At 58.8% G+C, this 15,829-nt stretch carries 14 protein-coding genes; all 14 read right to left on the bottom strand.

All coding sequences use genetic code 11. The features are described 5' to 3' along the window. Positions 1–4: 4 nt before the first annotated feature. On the bottom strand, positions 5–550 hold the full coding sequence (tssJ, locus tag F6X39_RS09850; protein ID WP_187616473.1) for a type VI secretion system lipoprotein TssJ: 546 nt from the start codon (positions 548–550) through the stop codon (positions 5–7). 140 nt (positions 551–690) lie between these two features. Next, positions 691–1,173 carry an Hcp family type VI secretion system effector gene (locus F6X39_RS09855; protein WP_184023663.1) on the bottom strand — a complete coding sequence of 161 codons (483 nt, stop codon included), beginning with the start codon at positions 1,171–1,173 and terminating at the stop codon, positions 691–693. Positions 1,174–1,282: 109 nt separating this feature from the next. Next, on the bottom strand, positions 1,283–2,785 hold the full coding sequence (gene tssC / locus F6X39_RS09860; RefSeq protein ID WP_187616474.1) for a type VI secretion system contractile sheath large subunit: 1,503 nt from the start codon (positions 2,783–2,785) through the stop codon (positions 1,283–1,285). 46 nt (positions 2,786–2,831) lie between these two features. Then, positions 2,832–3,365 (bottom strand): type VI secretion system contractile sheath small subunit, encoded by a 534-nt coding sequence (gene tssB / locus F6X39_RS09865; RefSeq protein ID WP_184068521.1) that lies wholly within the window; start codon positions 3,363–3,365, stop codon positions 2,832–2,834. A 205-nt stretch (positions 3,366–3,570) separates the two neighbouring features. Next, complete coding sequence (locus F6X39_RS09870) at positions 3,571–5,250, bottom strand: OmpA family protein (protein ID WP_187616475.1); 1,680 nt, start codon at positions 5,248–5,250, stop codon at positions 3,571–3,573. Next, on the bottom strand, positions 5,247–6,002 hold the full coding sequence (locus F6X39_RS09875; RefSeq protein ID WP_262413784.1) for a DotU family type IV/VI secretion system protein: 756 nt from the start codon (positions 6,000–6,002) through the stop codon (positions 5,247–5,249). The genes F6X39_RS09870 and F6X39_RS09875 overlap by 4 nt, the downstream gene beginning before the upstream one ends. Beyond that, positions 5,983–6,543, bottom strand: coding sequence for a fimbrial protein (locus F6X39_RS09880; RefSeq protein ID WP_262413785.1), 561 nt, complete (start codon positions 6,541–6,543; stop codon positions 5,983–5,985). Before F6X39_RS09880 ends, F6X39_RS09875 begins: the two co-directional genes overlap by 20 nt. A 73-nt stretch (positions 6,544–6,616) precedes the next feature. Further along, positions 6,617–9,454: a fimbria/pilus outer membrane usher protein gene (locus tag F6X39_RS09885; RefSeq protein WP_187616477.1), complete on the bottom strand. Its 2,838-nt coding sequence runs from the start codon at positions 9,452–9,454 to the stop codon at positions 6,617–6,619. Between the two features lie 12 nt (positions 9,455–9,466). Beyond that, on the bottom strand, positions 9,467–10,231 hold the full coding sequence (locus F6X39_RS09890; protein ID WP_262413786.1) for a fimbria/pilus periplasmic chaperone: 765 nt from the start codon (positions 10,229–10,231) through the stop codon (positions 9,467–9,469). 99 nt (positions 10,232–10,330) lie between these two features. Beyond that, complete coding sequence (locus F6X39_RS09895; RefSeq protein ID WP_187616478.1) at positions 10,331–10,879, bottom strand: fimbrial protein; 549 nt, start codon at positions 10,877–10,879, stop codon at positions 10,331–10,333. A gap of 254 nt (positions 10,880–11,133) precedes the next feature. Further along, the gene (locus tag F6X39_RS09900; protein WP_187616479.1) at positions 11,134–11,784 is read right to left on the bottom strand and encodes a response regulator; all 651 of its coding nucleotides are present in this window, start codon (positions 11,782–11,784) and stop codon (positions 11,134–11,136) included. Positions 11,785–12,442: 658 nt separating this feature from the next. Further along, positions 12,443–12,601 (bottom strand): BON domain-containing protein, encoded by a 159-nt coding sequence (locus F6X39_RS37355; protein WP_316251675.1) that lies wholly within the window; start codon positions 12,599–12,601, stop codon positions 12,443–12,445. Positions 12,602–12,885: 284 nt separating this feature from the next. Continuing rightward, positions 12,886–14,313, bottom strand: a complete 1,428-nt coding sequence (locus F6X39_RS09910; RefSeq protein WP_187616480.1) for a basic amino acid/polyamine antiporter — start codon at positions 14,311–14,313, stop codon at positions 12,886–12,888. 69 nt (positions 14,314–14,382) lie between these two features. Next, positions 14,383–15,819 carry a basic amino acid/polyamine antiporter gene (locus tag F6X39_RS09915; RefSeq protein ID WP_187616565.1) on the bottom strand — a complete coding sequence of 479 codons (1,437 nt, stop codon included), beginning with the start codon at positions 15,817–15,819 and terminating at the stop codon, positions 14,383–14,385. Positions 15,820–15,829: the final 10 nt, after the last annotated feature.

Consider the following 15,829-nt stretch of genomic DNA (forward strand, 5'->3'; position numbering starts at 1 on the left):
GAAATTAGTCTGACTTTGAAATCGAAACAGTGCGCTGATCGAGCTGGATCGTCAGCTTCTGTTCCTTGTCTGGAAGAGCCATCCTGTACCATGCGGCGTCGGGCGCGATTGGCAACCGGTAAACCGCGCGCCAGACCGATTTCCCGAGATCCCGGTAGCCGGCCAGCACGCCAATTGCGGTAGTGGCGGGGTTCGACTTCCGGACGATCTCGCGTGTATCGCCGGGACGCAGAATAAATTCGTCAACGACCAGCACGTCGTCGCCAAGGATTTTTTTGTCGTCGCTTTGCAGCGTGAAAAAGTCGCCGGTTTGAAACGCCGTCGGCGACTTCAGTTCGTAGACCCGCACGAGGATCGGCGCCGCCGTTCCCCACTCGTTCGGATTGACGTTCTCGTTTGCCGCGATCTGAAGCCGGAGGGTCGTTCGCTCCTTGACAACGGGAGCCGACGCGGTAGCGCACCCGGACAGCCATGCGCTCGCCCCGCTTAGGGCTAGCCAGCCCCCGATACGCAGCCATATCGCGAAGCGGGAAAAAAAGATCGAAACCATCTGACGGTATCAAGGTGATCTCGCACATCGCCCTGAATGAACCAGGATGCCTGCATCCAGCCGGGCATCCCGGTTAACAACCTTGACACGGCTTCCCGGACAAAAGGGTCGTCGTGCCAAGATTCAGGAAAATGTGCGATTTAGGCTGTGTTCTTCTTGATATCGAAGGTCGCCGTGATCGCACCGCCGCTACCGCCTTGCGCGTTCTGCACCACATATTCCTGCTTCAGGCGAGCAAAGGACAGACGCACCGTTTCGCACGGACGCGATTCACTGTCGCTGACGCCGGACGGATGCACCGAGGTAACCAGCACGTCGTTCATCGTGAATTTGATGTATTCGAGCGGATTACCGCCAGCCTTGCGCACGACGAGTTTGGCTTCGTCGATGTGCTTACCGGTCAGGCAGTATTGCGTCAGGTTGGGCGTTGCACGATCGATGAAATGCTCAAACGTGAAGTCGTCGACCGTGGCTCGGCCAGCGCCACCACCAGAACCAACGTGCATATTCGATTGCTGCGTAACGCCCCACGCCCAGCTCAGAACATCGATTTCGTCCTTGTGGTTAGCGTCTGCCGACTCACCATCAATCCCGTTAATCTTGAGAAAGATGTCTTGCGCCATAAAAATACTCCTTGGTACCGATTAGTTTTAAAGATGCTCAATGAAAGTCAGGCATATTTAGTGAGCGCCTGTCCGTCGCTCAATCACCGAATGAACGGTAGACGTCAGATCAGGCTGCATCCTTCACGAGCGGCAGCTTCGCGACGAGACGCAAAGAAACCGTCAGACCTTCAAGTTGGAAATGCGGACGCAGGAAAAACTTCGCCTGGTAATATCCCGGATTTCCCTCGACGTCCTCGACGACCACTTCGGCCGCCGCCAGCGGTCGACGTGCCTTGGTTTCCTGCGACGAATTCGCGGGATCGGCGTCAACGTAGTTCATGACCCATTCGTTGAGCCATTGCTGCATTTCGTCCCGCTCCTTGAATGCGCCGATCTTGTCGCGCACGATGCACTTCAGGTAATGCGCAAAGCGCGAGCACGCGAACAGATACGGAAGACGTGCCGATAGATTCGCGTTCGCAGTTGCGTCGGGATCGTGGTACTCGACCGGCTTCTGCAACGATTGCGCGCCGATGAACGCCGCGTAGTCAGTGTTTTTGCGGTGAATGAGCGGTATGAAACCACTCTTCGACAATTCCGCTTCGCGGCGGTCGGAGATCGCAATTTCCGTCGGGCACTTCATGTCGATTCCACCGTCATCCGTCGGGAACGTGTGACACGGCAGGTTTTCAACTACCCCACCGCTTTCCACGCCGCGAATCAGCGTGCACCAACCGTAGTTCTTGAACGAACGGTTGATGTTCACCGCCATTGCGTAGGCCGCGTTCGACCATACATAGCGTTGATGATCCGCGCCGGCGGTCGCCTCTTCGAAATTGAATTCGTCGACCGGATTCGTCTTGACGCCATACGGCAGACGTGCAAGGAAACGCGGCATTGCAAGGCCGATGTAGCGCGCGTCTTCCGAACTACGCAGCGAGTTCCAAGGTGCGTACTCGAGGTTTTGCGTAAAAATCTTCGTCAGGTCGCGCGGGTTGGCGAGTTCCTGCCACGAGTCCATCTGCAGCACGGACGGTGCCGCGCCCGTAATGAACGGCGCATGCGACGCTGCCGCCACCTTTGCAATCGAGCCCAGTAGGTCGACGTCGGCGGGCGTGTGATCGAAGTAGTAGTCAGCGACGAGACAGCCGTACGGCTCGCCACCCAACTGCCCGTACTCTTCCTCGTAAATTTGCTTGAAGAACGGACTCTGGTCCCACGCAATCCCTTTGTAGCGCTTCATCGTGCGACGCAGGTCGTCCTTCGACACATCCATAAAGCGGATCTTCAGCTTCTCATCCGTTTCCGTGTTCGCGACGAGGTGATGAAGCCCACGCCATGCGCTTTCAAGACTCTGAAAATCTTCATGGTGGAGAATCAGGTTGATCTGTTCGGATAATTTGCGATCGATCTCCCCAATAATTGACTCTATGTTTTTGTATGCGTCGTCGGACACCGTTGCCGATGTAAGCAGTGCTTGTTGAGCGAGCGTCCGGACAGCCCCCTCGACAGCCTCGCGCGCGCGCTCCGTTTTGGGCTTGAATTCGCGCGATAGGAGTGCGTTGAAATCGGACTGACTGGTCACGCTCGCCGTTGCCTTGGCGCGCGTGTTCGCTTGAAGTTCGGCCATCATTTCCCCATTGTTTCAGGCTGTGCTTTCGTGCGGAAAGCAAAAATCATTCGTTGGTCACCGGTTCGCCGGCGGATGCCGCTTCCGGCTTTGGCGCCTTTGCGAGCGCTTCGAGTAACGCTGGGTCTCTCAACACCTTGCTGACCAGGTTTTCCGCGCCACTTTTGCCATCCATATACGTTTGCAGATTGGCGAGTTGCGTACGCGCCTCGAGTAGCTGCGCAAGCGCGTCAACCTTCTTCGCGACGGCTGCGGGCGAGAAGTCGTCCATGCTTTCGAACGTGATATCGACCATCAGATGACCTTCGTTCGTCAGCGTGTTGGGCACCGCGAACGCGACACGCGGTTTCATGGCCTTCATTCGCTCATCGAAGTTCTCGATGTCGATATCGAAGAACTTACGATCGCCGACGGCGGGCAACGGTTCGAGTGGCTTGCCCGACAAGTCGGCGAGGACGCCCATCACGAACGGGAGTTCGACTCTCTTTTCCGAACCGTAAATTTCGACGTCGTATTCAATCTGGACGCGGGGGGCACGATTACGTGCGATGAATTTTTGAGAACTGGTAGAAGCCGACATAGTGCTTTGAGGTTGTTCGCTCAAGTAAAAGAAGGAGCGGCGACACCGCTCGCTTTCGTATGAAGTCTGCAAGCTGAAGATGTTATGTCTCGGAACAGCGCGGCGATATGGGCGGTTGCCCAAAAGTCTGTCCCGTTCGCAAAAGCGAGGCCGGGTTGGCGTGCGCGAACGCTGGCTCCCAGAGGGCTACCCGCGACGAGTACTTTCAGTGCGTGCCTGAATCGGGAACAACGGTGATTTCGACACGACGATTCATCTCGCGCCCCTGACTAGTTTCGTTGCCGGCGATCGGCCGGGTATCGCCATACCCCTGAATTGCGAAACGTGTGACGGGCAACGTAGCCGTGTTGACGAACCAATCGCGGATGGCCCGCGCGCGTGCCTCGGAGAGCTTTTGATTCGCGACGCTGGCACCCACGTTGTCAGTATGACCCGCGATGAGAATTCGCTTGTCGGGATTCGCGCGAATCAGATCGAGAACCGCGTGGAGCCTTGGCTCTGCAGCTGACTTGAGCGTCGTCTTGCCGCTGTCGAATAACAAGAGGCTGTCGATCGTCACAGCAAGGGGCGGGGAATGCGCGGCGATCGTGGGGGAATGCGATGTCGCGGTCACGCGTTCAAGCGCGACTTGCAACTGCTTGCCCCGATACAGTCCCCAGCCGAGCCCGGCCGGCACACCGTTGCTCGCATAGCGAGCCAGCTCGGCGGATTGTCTGCGCAACGATTCGAATCGCTCACGCTTCGCATCCGCGCGGGCTGTGGGTATATGCGTGTAAGCCTCGAGGTCGTCGGCGACTCGCGTGACCAACCTGCTGTTCGACCATGCGGAGACACCAATCGACACCATCAGGACGACCACCGACGCAGCCAACGCGTGCAAGCTTCCGGAATACGACCGGGCCCACTCGCTCTTCGAAACCCGGAATCTGTCGTTCCGCGCGATGGTCGTAAGTAAAGGCAGAGACAGCGGCTTCGGTTGAGCCTTCGGCCTCATCAGCAGCGGCCGCAGCGCGGTCTTGCCGGTGAGCCATCGCGTCCATGCGCCTGGACGCATCGGCGGGTGTCCTATGTCGGCCAACAGCAAGCCGCGCAGCGAGAACGGCGCGGTGTTCGCGAGCGATGAAAGTATCGATAGCAGCGCCTCATCTTCTAGCCAGTCGAACACTGCATGCCCCAGACCGGCACGCGACGCACGTTCCGGGTGGGCGACAGCGAGCCAAGCCTGATCCAGCTGTTGCCTGAGCGCTTGCACATGTTGCCGCGCGTTTGCGGTCGCGGGTTGCATCGTCGAGATATTCATGGCATCGCCGAACCAGACCGGTTCCACTGCGTGGTCGCTATTCGAGCCGAGGTACGCGTAGATCGCGATATAGCAGGGTAATACGAACGCCCGGGGACCGATGCAAGCGTCGATCTGATGCTTCCAGCGGGAAAATTCGCGGCGAATCACAGCATCGTCGCACTCACCGTCGGGAACAACGGGCATCAACACGGCATCCGGCGGACGTTGATGCGACTCCATCACCGTGGCCAACACGCTGGACAACTGCTGCGGGGACCGGACACGCAACCACAGCGCATCACCGTTACGTCGCAGTGTGGATGTCTGGCCATCGCGTGCAAACAACGCGCCGGCATGCGGCCCGACGACGAGAACGATCGATAACTGATGCACGTTCCCGAGCTGAAAATCCTGACCCTCGTGGGTCGGATGCGATCGCCCGTAAGCTGGCAAAACGGCGGCGCCCACCCCCGTCAACAGAACAAGACTGAGCACAACGGGCCACGATGGTTGGAGAGCAAGCGGCAAGCATAGCCATATCAGTCCAACTACGGAGACAGCGATCCAGATCAGCGCCGCCCGGTAGCTGTTTCCGGAAATCATTGCGAATGCTCCGTCTGCATAGGACTACTCTGCGGCGACGACGTTTGAGGTAGACCGCGTGTCGCAAAGTCCAGACTAAGGTCCATCGCCGTCCACAGTGACGCGATGGCAACCGCACCAGCAATCACCCCGCCGGCGGTTCTGCGTGAATGTGAGATGCGTGACACGTCCGACGGCCGAAGCGAATTGGTCAGTGGCATGGCGTTATCCGGTGCGTCGGGTATGGAGAACGCCGCCTTATGACGCAGATGCCCGTTCAACGCCGATTTCGCACGCTCCAGATATGCGTTGGCATTTTCGCGTCCGCCGTCGAAGCCCAGCCCCAGCAACATGGTGTAGAACTCAAGTCCGGCGGGGTCCGGATCGCCGCCGTCCACCACCGCCGCGATCCGGTGCCATACCCATGCGGCGCCGTCACGCACGCCATGAAAACGCATCTGCAGCGGCTCACGCAACCATTCCTCGCGCTCCCTGGACGGCAATGCATGCAACGTCAGTTCATCTAGCAGAACGCATTGTGCGAGGCTGACTTCCCGGATGTCCGTTGCCGGAAAAGTTCGATCCAGCATTTGCTGCTGTAGCGTCTCGACCAACGTACTGCAACGCGCGCGCCAAAAAGGAATAGCCGGCAGCTCCGCGCCGTCGGACAGCAGTGCTGCATGCAACGCAGTCGCTCGCATGAGCGCGACTGTTGAGTCAAACATAATAAGAAACGTATTCGCGCCGGCACCCTCAGGGCATTTCGACGACATAGGTGACGAATGTATTGACGGTGCCAGCCGTGGCTCGACCGGTTGCGTAGTAGCTGGCAATGAAATCCACCGGCGTCGGATCCGTGGACGTGATCGGAACGACTCTCATCGTAGACCGGTCGCCGACCTTGATCCGCGATCCGTCCGCATTGGCCAGCATGACCTGTACATTCGTTGCCGACGCCGCCCCGCTCGCATTCTGCAGGTCCAGATTCCCGGTGTTGGGATCGGTCGACGAACCGCTCTCGAAATACACGCGCGCCCCCGTTACACCGCTTGGACATTGGATCGTGATGGTAAAGAACTTTGAGCCATCTATAACTCCGGCCGTCGGCAGCGATCGCGTCGAAAGCGTTGGCAACGTGACCGTCATGTCGGGCGAACTCACCAGCGCACACGTCTCCGCGTTATAGGTGCCACTAAAATTGAGCGTGACCGAAGGCGAGCCTTGCGCATGTACGCAAACCGATCCCAACAGCGCACCTGCGATCAATCCGGAAATTAGTCCGGCAATCCGAAAGTATCTGCAAATATTCTTCATTTTCTGACCTCTACTGTCGGCGGAATCATCTAAGCCGCAGCGCTGGAGCTGACCGGGTATCGACCTTCGCACTTCAGCGAAGCGAACTGACAAGCGCCGCGCCCGCTGAACGTCGCGCTACGGACTTTGCCGGCGGAGACCAGATTAGCGCTGGATCACAGCTCAGCTTGATGCGCGCAACGATCCCCGCGCGCTGACCGCTGTCCGCCTTGTCGTCGTCCGGCATCGTGTAGGGCATCACGCACTGCTCCGCTGCGCGATTGCCCCAGCGCACCAGCAGCTTGCCTTCGTGCTCGAGGCCGCGCAGGTACGAGAGGCCACCCTGACCGACGATGCCCACCGATTTCTCGGACTCGTCGAATAACTCGGTGCCCATCGGCATGGCTTTGCCTTCCCGATCCAAAACCTCGGCGAAAATCGGCGTGCCCTGCGTGGTCGCAATCTTCACCTTGACGAGCGAACTCGCGCGCGGCACGACTTCCTCACTCGTGTTGCCAAGTTCAACGTCGAGCGACACGTCGCTCGGATCCAGCGCGACCGTGTTGACCCGGTATGGCATCAGCGAAGACACCACCGCATAGCCGTTAGCGTCAATCCTTGCACCCTGGCCATTGATGATCCGGCCGCCTTCCGCGCCTTTCGCTTCGACGAGCGCGAACGCCTGCCCAAGCGGCGGGCTCAGCGTCATGCCGCCACTGTGAACGACGACCGCGCCGTCGGCGTTGAACGCGGCTTGACGGGTCTGATTGCTGATCGATGCATTGACGTTGTAAGTAGCGAACGGCGCGCGATACATCGCGTAACCACCCGCGGAAACGGTCCGATTGTCGCCGGCGACGATCCGTGACGCGTTGACACCGTAGGTGATCGGCGTGGCTCCGCTCGTGTTGCCCGACGCAGTGGCCTGAATTGTGCTATCCCCGTTCGAGCCGCGCGAAACGTTGGTGGTCAGATAGTCGAACATATGATGCTCGTTCGAGTCGACCTTGCCGAGCGGAATCGTCAGGTTCAAACCTACCTGCGTGCTGATCTTCGAGTTTTGCAGGCGCGTGCGTTGCGCATATAGCGAGTAGGACACCCGCTTGTACGCGCTGTTGAAACCAACCTGATATTGCAGATCGTAGCCCTTCGACGCGCCCCAGTAGTTCTGCGAACTGCCGGCGATATAAAAAGAACTCGACTCGCCGATTGGCTGGTTGATATTCAGCTGCAGACGGCTGCGCGTGCGGTAGTCATACTGACCCGTGGTGTCTCGGGAGCCATATCGCGCGTACATCGCGTCATGCAGGCTATAGAAGCGTGAGGTCGAGTATCGGTAAGCCGCAACCGAAAAATTCGTGTTGGGCCCTGGAAGGAGCTTGCTGTAGCTGATCCGCGTACTGTAGCCGGGACGACCACCAGACACGCCGGGAATATTCGTTCCCGCCGCCGTTACGTCAAACGAGAATGCACCGAGCGGCGTATTGAGCGCGACACCCACCAGGCCAGCCCAGTAACCTTCCGCAAACTGTGCACCGGTGTAGCCGGTCAACAGGTTCGTCAGGCCGCGCTGATAAACCGCCTGCGCCACCCACGGATGGTTATTCAGCACGGTATCGCGATAGACACCGGTCGTCAGATTGAAACGTGCAACACCAGGCCGCAGCAACTGCGGGACGGACGCAAACGGCACCAGAAAAGTCCGCTGACGGCCGTCGGATTCTGTAATAGTGACCTGAAGGTCGCCGCCATAACCCGTAGCCGGCAGGTCGTTCAGTTCAAACGGCCCCGGCGGCACGCTGGTCTCGGCCACGATGATGTTGTTCTGACGCACGATGATGCGTGCATTGGTATCAGCCACGCCACGCACAACCGGCGCATAGGAGCGCATGGAATCCGGCAACATGCGGTCGTCGCTCGAAAGCTGGACGCCACGCACGTTGAATGAGTCGAAGACGTCACCGCTCGTCGAGCTGTCGCCGATCGTCAGTTGGCTCTTAAGCGCCGTGACATCGTGTTGCGCAAACAGCGCGACACTTTGCCAATGCGTGCCGGAACCCCGGTTCTGCGAGCTTACCGTGGACCACTGGCGGAAACGCCAGCCGTTCACGTTGAATCCGCTTTGCAGACCGAGGTAGACACTGCTGAAGTCTCCGCTACCATTGTTCTGGTGAGTCGTATAGCCGGCGAGACTGTATTGCACGAAGCCTGCGTTGATCCCGTTGTCCCAACGGGACGGATCAACGTAACCGGCAGCCTCCTTGCGCAATTCGATCTGTGGAATCGACAGATCGAGTTGCAGATCGGCGGTGTTGAACGATGCAACCGATCCCGGTACGGCTTCAACCAGCGGGACGCATTGCACTGACGCATCCGTATCGTCGAAGTCGCCCTTTCCTGCTTCCTTCAACCGCTGGGCCACGCGCTCGGTATCTACGCCAGCGCGGTCCAGGCCAGGCATCGTGAAACAGGGCGTTGCGATATCCGAGCCCGGCACTGCCTGAAACAGGACATCGAAGCGTCCACGCTTCTTACCATTGACGAGGAGTTCGAGCGGATAAACACCGGGAGCAACAGGATTGCCTCGCGTATAGCGTGACAAATCGGCGACGTTGCCCGTAAAGAATGCTGGATTGAACTCGACTTCTTGCGGAACTTCCGCAGCGGGCGCATTTGATGTCGCCGTGGTAGATGACGCATCCGTACGCGCAGCCTCTCCGTCGACACCAGCTGCCTGTTGCGGCAACTCGGACGCCGAGCAGTCGCTGGATGGCGTCGCCGCTGAGTCCGGCGCGCACGCGGCGACCGCGGAATTTGGGCAAAAGACCCAGCCCGACGCTATGATTGCCGCCCAAGCCAGTGGGTGAAACCGGAAAGGGACATTACTGAATACTCTTTCAACCGCCGTCTTACTATTCCGCACGCCCGACATCCCGTATTTCAATTATTGATTCTTTTGCGCTTCCGCGCTTTGAGCACCTGTCACTTCCGCCGAGTCCTTGATCGCTGTACCGAAGTCGTTCAGAACCGTATAGGAAACGGTGGCAGGAGCTTTGATATCCAGCTTTCCATCTTGTGGACGGAGATCGACGTGCCCGAACGGCGGTGCCATATCGGGCAAAAGAGCGACTTTCCTGCCTGCCGTTTCTACCTCTGCCGTGCCGACGGAAATGTAGTAGGGCGATGGGTTGTCCAGACGAACGATGCTCTGACCTTTGTCATTTGCCTCGACATGCCACTTCAGCTGGGCCCGCCCCGCCGTTGGGTCATCGAGCAACGATGCCGGCCGGTAGAACATCTTGATACGCGTTCGGAACGCGAGCTGAATCATGTTCCGGTCATCAGCGTCCTTGGGCTTCGGCGGAATTTCGAGAACGTTCAGCCAATAGACAGCCTCACGGTCCTTCGGCATGTCGCCGCCTGTGAACATGATGCGCAAAGCCTGCCCTCTGTGAGGCTCGACCCGAAATACCGCCGGCAGTAACGTGAACGGCACCTTGATTTCATTCGGGGCAGCTGCCGCATCGCCGTCGTCCAGCCACGCCTGGACCAGGACCGGACGGCTGTCAACATTGTTCAAACGAACATTGACTTCACGGTTTTGCGCCGGATAAATAACTCGGGTACCGGTAATGGTGATAGCAGCTTGTGCAGCGAACGAGGTCACACTTAAGGCGACAGCTGCGGCGAACAACATTGGAAACTTCATTGAAGACACTCGCTCCTCCACGCGACAGGTAAGCGGAATGCCACTTCGGGTTGCCTTCGAACTAGAAGAGCAACCCGATGCCATTCGGCTTAGATTCGCTTACTGGTATGCCAACGTGTAGCGAACAACAGCCGTCACGTTACCGGCCGTGGCTCTGTCTGTTGCATAGTACTGGCCGGCGTAGTACATCGTTGCCGAACCGTCGGTCCCAACATCAACGAACTCGCCCGTGCTGCCCAGCGGAAGCACCTGCGCCGCGCCATTCGTGAAATTGTGGTCAAGCAATTGCACTTCGACGTACTGGGCCGGCGAGGTAGTTGCCTGGTTAATGGCATTACGCGTAACCGGGTCCATGTTCGTGGTCTCGAAATGCGCCGCGACCTGTTTCAGCGTTGCCGGGCACTGCGACACCGAAATGTTGAAAGGCGTGGACCCGCCGACTACGCCAGCCGCAGGCAGCGTCTGCGAAGACACCCGAGGCAGCGTGACCGTTTGGTCCTCGTCACCCGAGTTGATCACACAGGTGTCGTCATACAGTTCTCCATTGAACGTTACCTGACCTGTGCCCGGTACAGCTTGAGCGAAAACCATCGGCGCGACGGACAGGCCCATCAGCGCGATCATGAGTTGCGTTACTTGTTTTTTCATGAGATTCCTCTTTGTTGCCATTTCAGAACTACAAACCCTTGTAAAGCCGGGACGTCCAGCGATCGTCAAGGCAGAGGAATGATCTCATTGAAGAAGATCGGTGTTAATGGGCCAATACCCAAAATGAAAGACCAAATAGGTCAGTCGAGAAACGACGTGTCGATTCCTCGAACTGAACAGGTCACAGGACCACCCTACGATAGGGAGAAGGCGCCACGAGAACGACAGAATCCGCCTGAGAATCGCGGCAATTGCTACGAGCAGGACCACTCGCGCACGATCGTGACGAGTTCTACGTCGTTTCTGGCACCGAGCTTCTTCATGCCAGCGTTCTTCTGATTGCTCACGGTCTTCGGACTGCGATTGAGCCGCTCGGCAATTGTTGCGATCGACATCCCGTCGCAGATCATTCGCACGACCGTCGATTCTTTTTCAGATAGCAAATTGAGAGAAGATCCGCCTTGCGCTGCGCGCCCCGTTGCGCGCAACATCTTGTCCGCAATGGAATCAGGCAGAAACACGCTTTTATTTTTGGCAACGCGGACGGCAGCGGTAAGGCTGACAAAGCCCTCGGGACCCTTGCCGACGAAGCCGGCCGCCCCCGCGTTGAGCGCAGCTGAAATGATGTGCGTGGACGAATGCGTGCTCAGGAAAACTACTCGTATGGCTGGGGTGACACGCCGGATCCGGTCAAGAAGGTTGAGACCGTCGGCATACGGATCGCCTTCGAATTCGTAGTCGCACACAAGAACATCGACTGGCACTTCAACCAACCGCTGGAGAAGCAGGCCAATACTTTCGCTTTTGAAGCAGACCTGGATGTCAGGACAACGCTGAAGAAGATGCTCGACGCCGAGGAGAATAAATGGATGATCGTCGGCGATACCCACTCTTATTTTGTTCACTCACACTCCATACCACGCAGGTGAATACCTTTTCCTTGCCGAAACACCCTGCATGATTTGTCACCAAAGTACCATGTCATTTCACGCCGTTACATGATGAGAAAGGCGCAGGGCATCTCGTCCCATCCACTCGTCAACTTCCCTGATCCTGTGTGTCGCCACGGGACGCTGCGTTTGCGTGGGCCTAGCCGCACACCTCAGCAGCAAGATCGAGAGCCGCAACCTTCCTGCTTCTAATGAAGCGAACGGCGTCGGGAACGCCTATCATCTAAGCGCACCAGTCGGTGCACTCCAGATAGCGCATATCAAATTGTCTTGATCGTTCCACAAAAGCATTTTGGCACCACGCAAATAGAAGTTTTTGAACCACTGTTTTTTAAAACGATGCAAAATCGGTGAGAAAGTCGGTGTGCTTTGGTAAAGACAAAGCAATTTTTGGGCATGCAACCTAGCATGGATCAATCATGAAGATGGGATAGCGCAACGCACCCCAACTCGTCGGCGAGGAATTAAAACGTCTTCGCCTTGCGCAGAGGCGGATTGTACGATGCGCTAACAAGCAAAAAAATCAGCAGAGTCCTATATGCGTCATAGGTGCAAGAAGTGCTTTCAACATCCACCCCAGTCGGCCCGTCGCAATGCCCCATCGCCGCCGGCGTCACCGCCGTGTTTCTTCTAGCGGACCGCGCGACAGCAGGTCCGCGGTCGGCGCGCTGCCCGTCAATGTCACGACGCCGTTATCCGCGCGCACTGTAATGTTGCTGGCCCGTAGTCCCTGGCTTCGTGCGTTTCTGAATGCGCGGCGTACGTCCCGCACGAGTTGCCGGTTGGTAGCCTTGATCTCGCCCGCGGTTGGCGCCGAACTCGCCGCAGCTTGTGCCGCGGGACCCGATCCGCCCGCTTGCGGCTGCGCGTGCGCAGTCAGGCAAGCGGAACACGACCGCGCTCGCGCAAACCAGCTTCAGCCATTTCTGTGCGTTCATTTCGTTTTCCTGTTGTGTATGGCCGGATGACATCGACGGTGGCGCCCGGCCGACTATTTCATCCGCTGCATTCGCCAGGCCGCGATCATGTGAGCCGCGCGGCGCGCGAGCGGAAGCCTTAGGCCGCAAAATGATTGCGCACGAGATCGACGAACGCGACCAGCCCGGTAAGCAGAACCACAATGAACAGCCAGCGTTCGAGCAGCGTAAACACAGGCCGTTTCCCCTTGCGACGCTCGGCGATGTAAAACCACACGGTCGCCGCCGTATAAAGCACGGTCGACATCAACAGATAATGCAGGCCGCCCGCGTACACGAGAAAGAGCGCGTATCCGCAGCCCAGCAGCGCGAGCATGAAATCGATGCGCCGTGACCACGGCTGCCCCGCATACGATTCGCCGCTCGCTGCGAGCTTCAACCCATAGCCGGCGACGAGCAGATACGGGATCAGGTTCATCGACGTCGTGAACTCCTTGGCCAGCGTGAACGCTTCTTTCGAAAACAGCGTCACGATCAGAAAGGCCTGAATCACGAGGCTCGTCATCCACAGTGCGGCGACCGGTACGTGGTTGCGGTTTTCTCGCCCGAGAAACGCGGGCATCGTGCGGCTCTTGCCCGCCGCGTGCAGAATTTCGGCGGCGAGCAACGTCCATGCGAGATAAGAACCGAGTACCGATATCAACAGGCCGAGTTTGACCGCGACCGCGCCCCAGGCGCCGACCGCGGCGCTCAGCACGCCAGCCATCGACGGATTTTTCAGCGTGCCCAACTGCTCGAGCGGCAACACGCCATACGACAACAACGTGACCATGACCATCAACGCAAGCACGCAGAGAAAGCCGAGGACGGTCGCGACCCCGACGTCGCGCCGTTCGCGTGCATGCCGTGAATAGACACTCGCGCCTTCGACGCCGAGAAACACGAATACCGTGCCCAACATCGTCTTGCGCACCTCGCCGAACAGACCGGTCGCCGACGGCTCGGGAACGGTCCACAGGTTCGCGAGGAACAACTGCCACTTGACACTCGATAGCACGAGCACCGCGAACAGTCCAAGCGCGAACAACTTGGCGGCCGTCATCGACGCATTCACTACCGACGAGCCCTTCACGCCGCGCAGTATCAGAAAGTGAAACACCCAGATCATCAGCGAGGAACTGACGATCGCGCTAAACGTATTGCCAGCGCCGAATGAAGGCGCGACGATCGCGAGCGCGGACTTGATCAGCACGAGATACGCCACGTTGCCAAGACAGCTGGCGCACCAGTAGCCGAACGCCGACAGAAATCCCGTGTAGCGTCCAAACCCGACGCGCGCATACGTGTAGACGCCAGCGTCGAGTTCCGGCTTGCGCCATGCGAGCCGTTGAAAGATCAGCGCGAGTATCAGCATGCCGGAGCCGGTGATGGTCCAGCTGATCAACGAACCGACTACGCCGGTATATTTGCCGAGCGCCTGCGGCAGCGAAAAGACGCCCACCCCGACCATCGAGCCGATCACCATTGCCATCAGGCCCGGCGCTGAAAGTCTGACGCGCTTGTCCATTGCTGCGATCGCTCTCCCGCGAACACGTTCCAATCGAGCCGCGCTCGTGCGACTACGATGATCGACCGCTCAGATGACGATCGTGCCGGTCGCGAGGCCGATCAGCGCGCCAATCGCGCCGCAGGCCGCGACGGCCAAGATGACCCACTCGACTTTCGAAAACACCCGATGGCCGCGCTCGCGTTTGGCCACCACATACAGCACCGTACCGGGCGCATAAAGCAGCGCCGATAGCATCAGGAACTTCAGGCCGCCCGCGAACAGCAGAAAGGCGGTATACAACGTCGCGAACATCGCGACGAAATACTCGGTGCGCAACGCGCCGCTCAAGGTGCCGCCATTCTGGCCACTATCGTCACGCGCGGCCTTGATGCCGTATGCGGCCACGAGAAAATAAGGAATCAGCGCCATCGAGCTCGTGAGATTGAGCATCAGCGCAAACGCATCGGTCGACCAGTACGTGCTGATTACGAAACACTGCACCACGGTACTCGTGAGCCAGATCGCGGCGACCGGCAGCTTGCGCTCGTTTTGTCGCGCGAAGATACGCGGCATCGTCTCGAGACGCGCTGCTGCGAACAGCACCTCGGCACAGATCAGCGACCATGCGAGGTACGCGCCGAGGATCGAAATGATCAGACCGGCGCTGACGAACACGACACCGAATGGGCCGAGCAGCGCGCCGAGTACCGCGGCCATCGACGGCTGGCGCATCACCGCGATATCGGCGCGCGGCAAGGTCGCGTAAGGCAGCAGCGTCACCAGCACCAGCAGACACAGCACGGCGACGAAGCCGGTGATCGTCGCGGCGCCGACATCCGAGCGCTTTTTCGCATAGCGCGAGTACACGCTCGCACCTTCGATACCGACGAACACGAAGACGGTGACGAGCATCGTCGCGCGAACCTGCGAGAACAGGCCCTTGCCGATCTGATCGCTGCGTTCCCACAGATTCGCGCGAAACATGTCGGCGCGAAACAAAGCGATCAGCATCACGATGAACAGCACGATTGGAATCAACTTCGCGACCGTGACGATCGTGTTGATCATCGTGGCCTGCTGGACGCCGCGCAGCATCACCAGATGAAACAGCCAGATGCCCACCGACGACACGATGATCGCGGTCGCCGTGTTGCCGTTGCCGAAGGCCGGCACGAAAGCGCCAAGCGTCGATTTGATCAGCACCCAGTACGACACGTTGCCGAAGCAGCCAGCCATCCAGTAGCCGAATGCCGATAGAAAGCCCGCATAATCGCCGAAGCCCGCTCGCGCGTACGCGAACACGCCGGCGTCGAGCTCGGGCCGTCGCTGCGCGAGCGCCTGAAAGACGCGCGCCAGCGCATACATGCCGATGCCCGCCACGCACCATGCAATGACCGCGCCGAACGGTCCGGTCGCGCGCGCGAAATTGCGCGGCAACGAGAAAATCCCTGCGCCCACCATTGAGCCGACGACCATCGCGGTCAATGCGGGCAACGACAGTTTCGTCTCGACCTGGCTTGCCATCGCCCACCCT

The organism is Paraburkholderia sp. UCT2 (assembly GCF_014397665.1).
In the GTDB taxonomy this organism is placed as follows: Bacteria; Pseudomonadota; Gammaproteobacteria; order Burkholderiales; family Burkholderiaceae; genus Paraburkholderia; species Paraburkholderia tuberum.

Bases quoted from the DNA above. Each gene is read 5' to 3' on its own strand.
- tssJ (WP_187616473.1), bottom strand. From the start codon at position 550: ATGGTTTCGATCTTTTTTTCCCGCTTCGCGATATGGCTGCGTATCGGG.
- F6X39_RS09855 (WP_184023663.1), bottom strand. From the start codon at position 1,173: ATGGCGCAAGACATCTTTCTCAAGATTAACGGGATTGATGGTGAGTCG.
- tssC (WP_187616474.1), bottom strand. From the start codon at position 2,785: ATGGCCGAACTTCAAGCGAACACGCGCGCCAAGGCAACGGCGAGCGTG.
- tssB (WP_184068521.1), bottom strand. From the start codon at position 3,365: ATGTCGGCTTCTACCAGTTCTCAAAAATTCATCGCACGTAATCGTGCC.
- F6X39_RS09870 (WP_187616475.1), bottom strand. From the start codon at position 5,250: ATGATTTCCGGAAACAGCTACCGGGCGGCGCTGATCTGGATCGCTGTC.
- F6X39_RS09875 (WP_262413784.1), bottom strand. From the start codon at position 6,002: ATGTCGTCGAAATGCCCTGAGGGTGCCGGCGCGAATACGTTTCTTATT.
- F6X39_RS09880 (WP_262413785.1), bottom strand. From the start codon at position 6,543: ATGAAGAATATTTGCAGATACTTTCGGATTGCCGGACTAATTTCCGGA.
- F6X39_RS09885 (WP_187616477.1), bottom strand. From the start codon at position 9,454: ATGTCGGGCGTGCGGAATAGTAAGACGGCGGTTGAAAGAGTATTCAGT.
- F6X39_RS09890 (WP_262413786.1), bottom strand. From the start codon at position 10,231: ATGAAGTTTCCAATGTTGTTCGCCGCAGCTGTCGCCTTAAGTGTGACC.
- F6X39_RS09895 (WP_187616478.1), bottom strand. From the start codon at position 10,879: ATGAAAAAACAAGTAACGCAACTCATGATCGCGCTGATGGGCCTGTCC.
- F6X39_RS09910 (WP_187616480.1), bottom strand. From the start codon at position 14,313: ATGGACAAGCGCGTCAGACTTTCAGCGCCGGGCCTGATGGCAATGGTG.
- F6X39_RS09915 (WP_187616565.1), bottom strand. From the start codon at position 15,819: ATGGCAAGCCAGGTCGAGACGAAACTGTCGTTGCCCGCATTGACCGCG.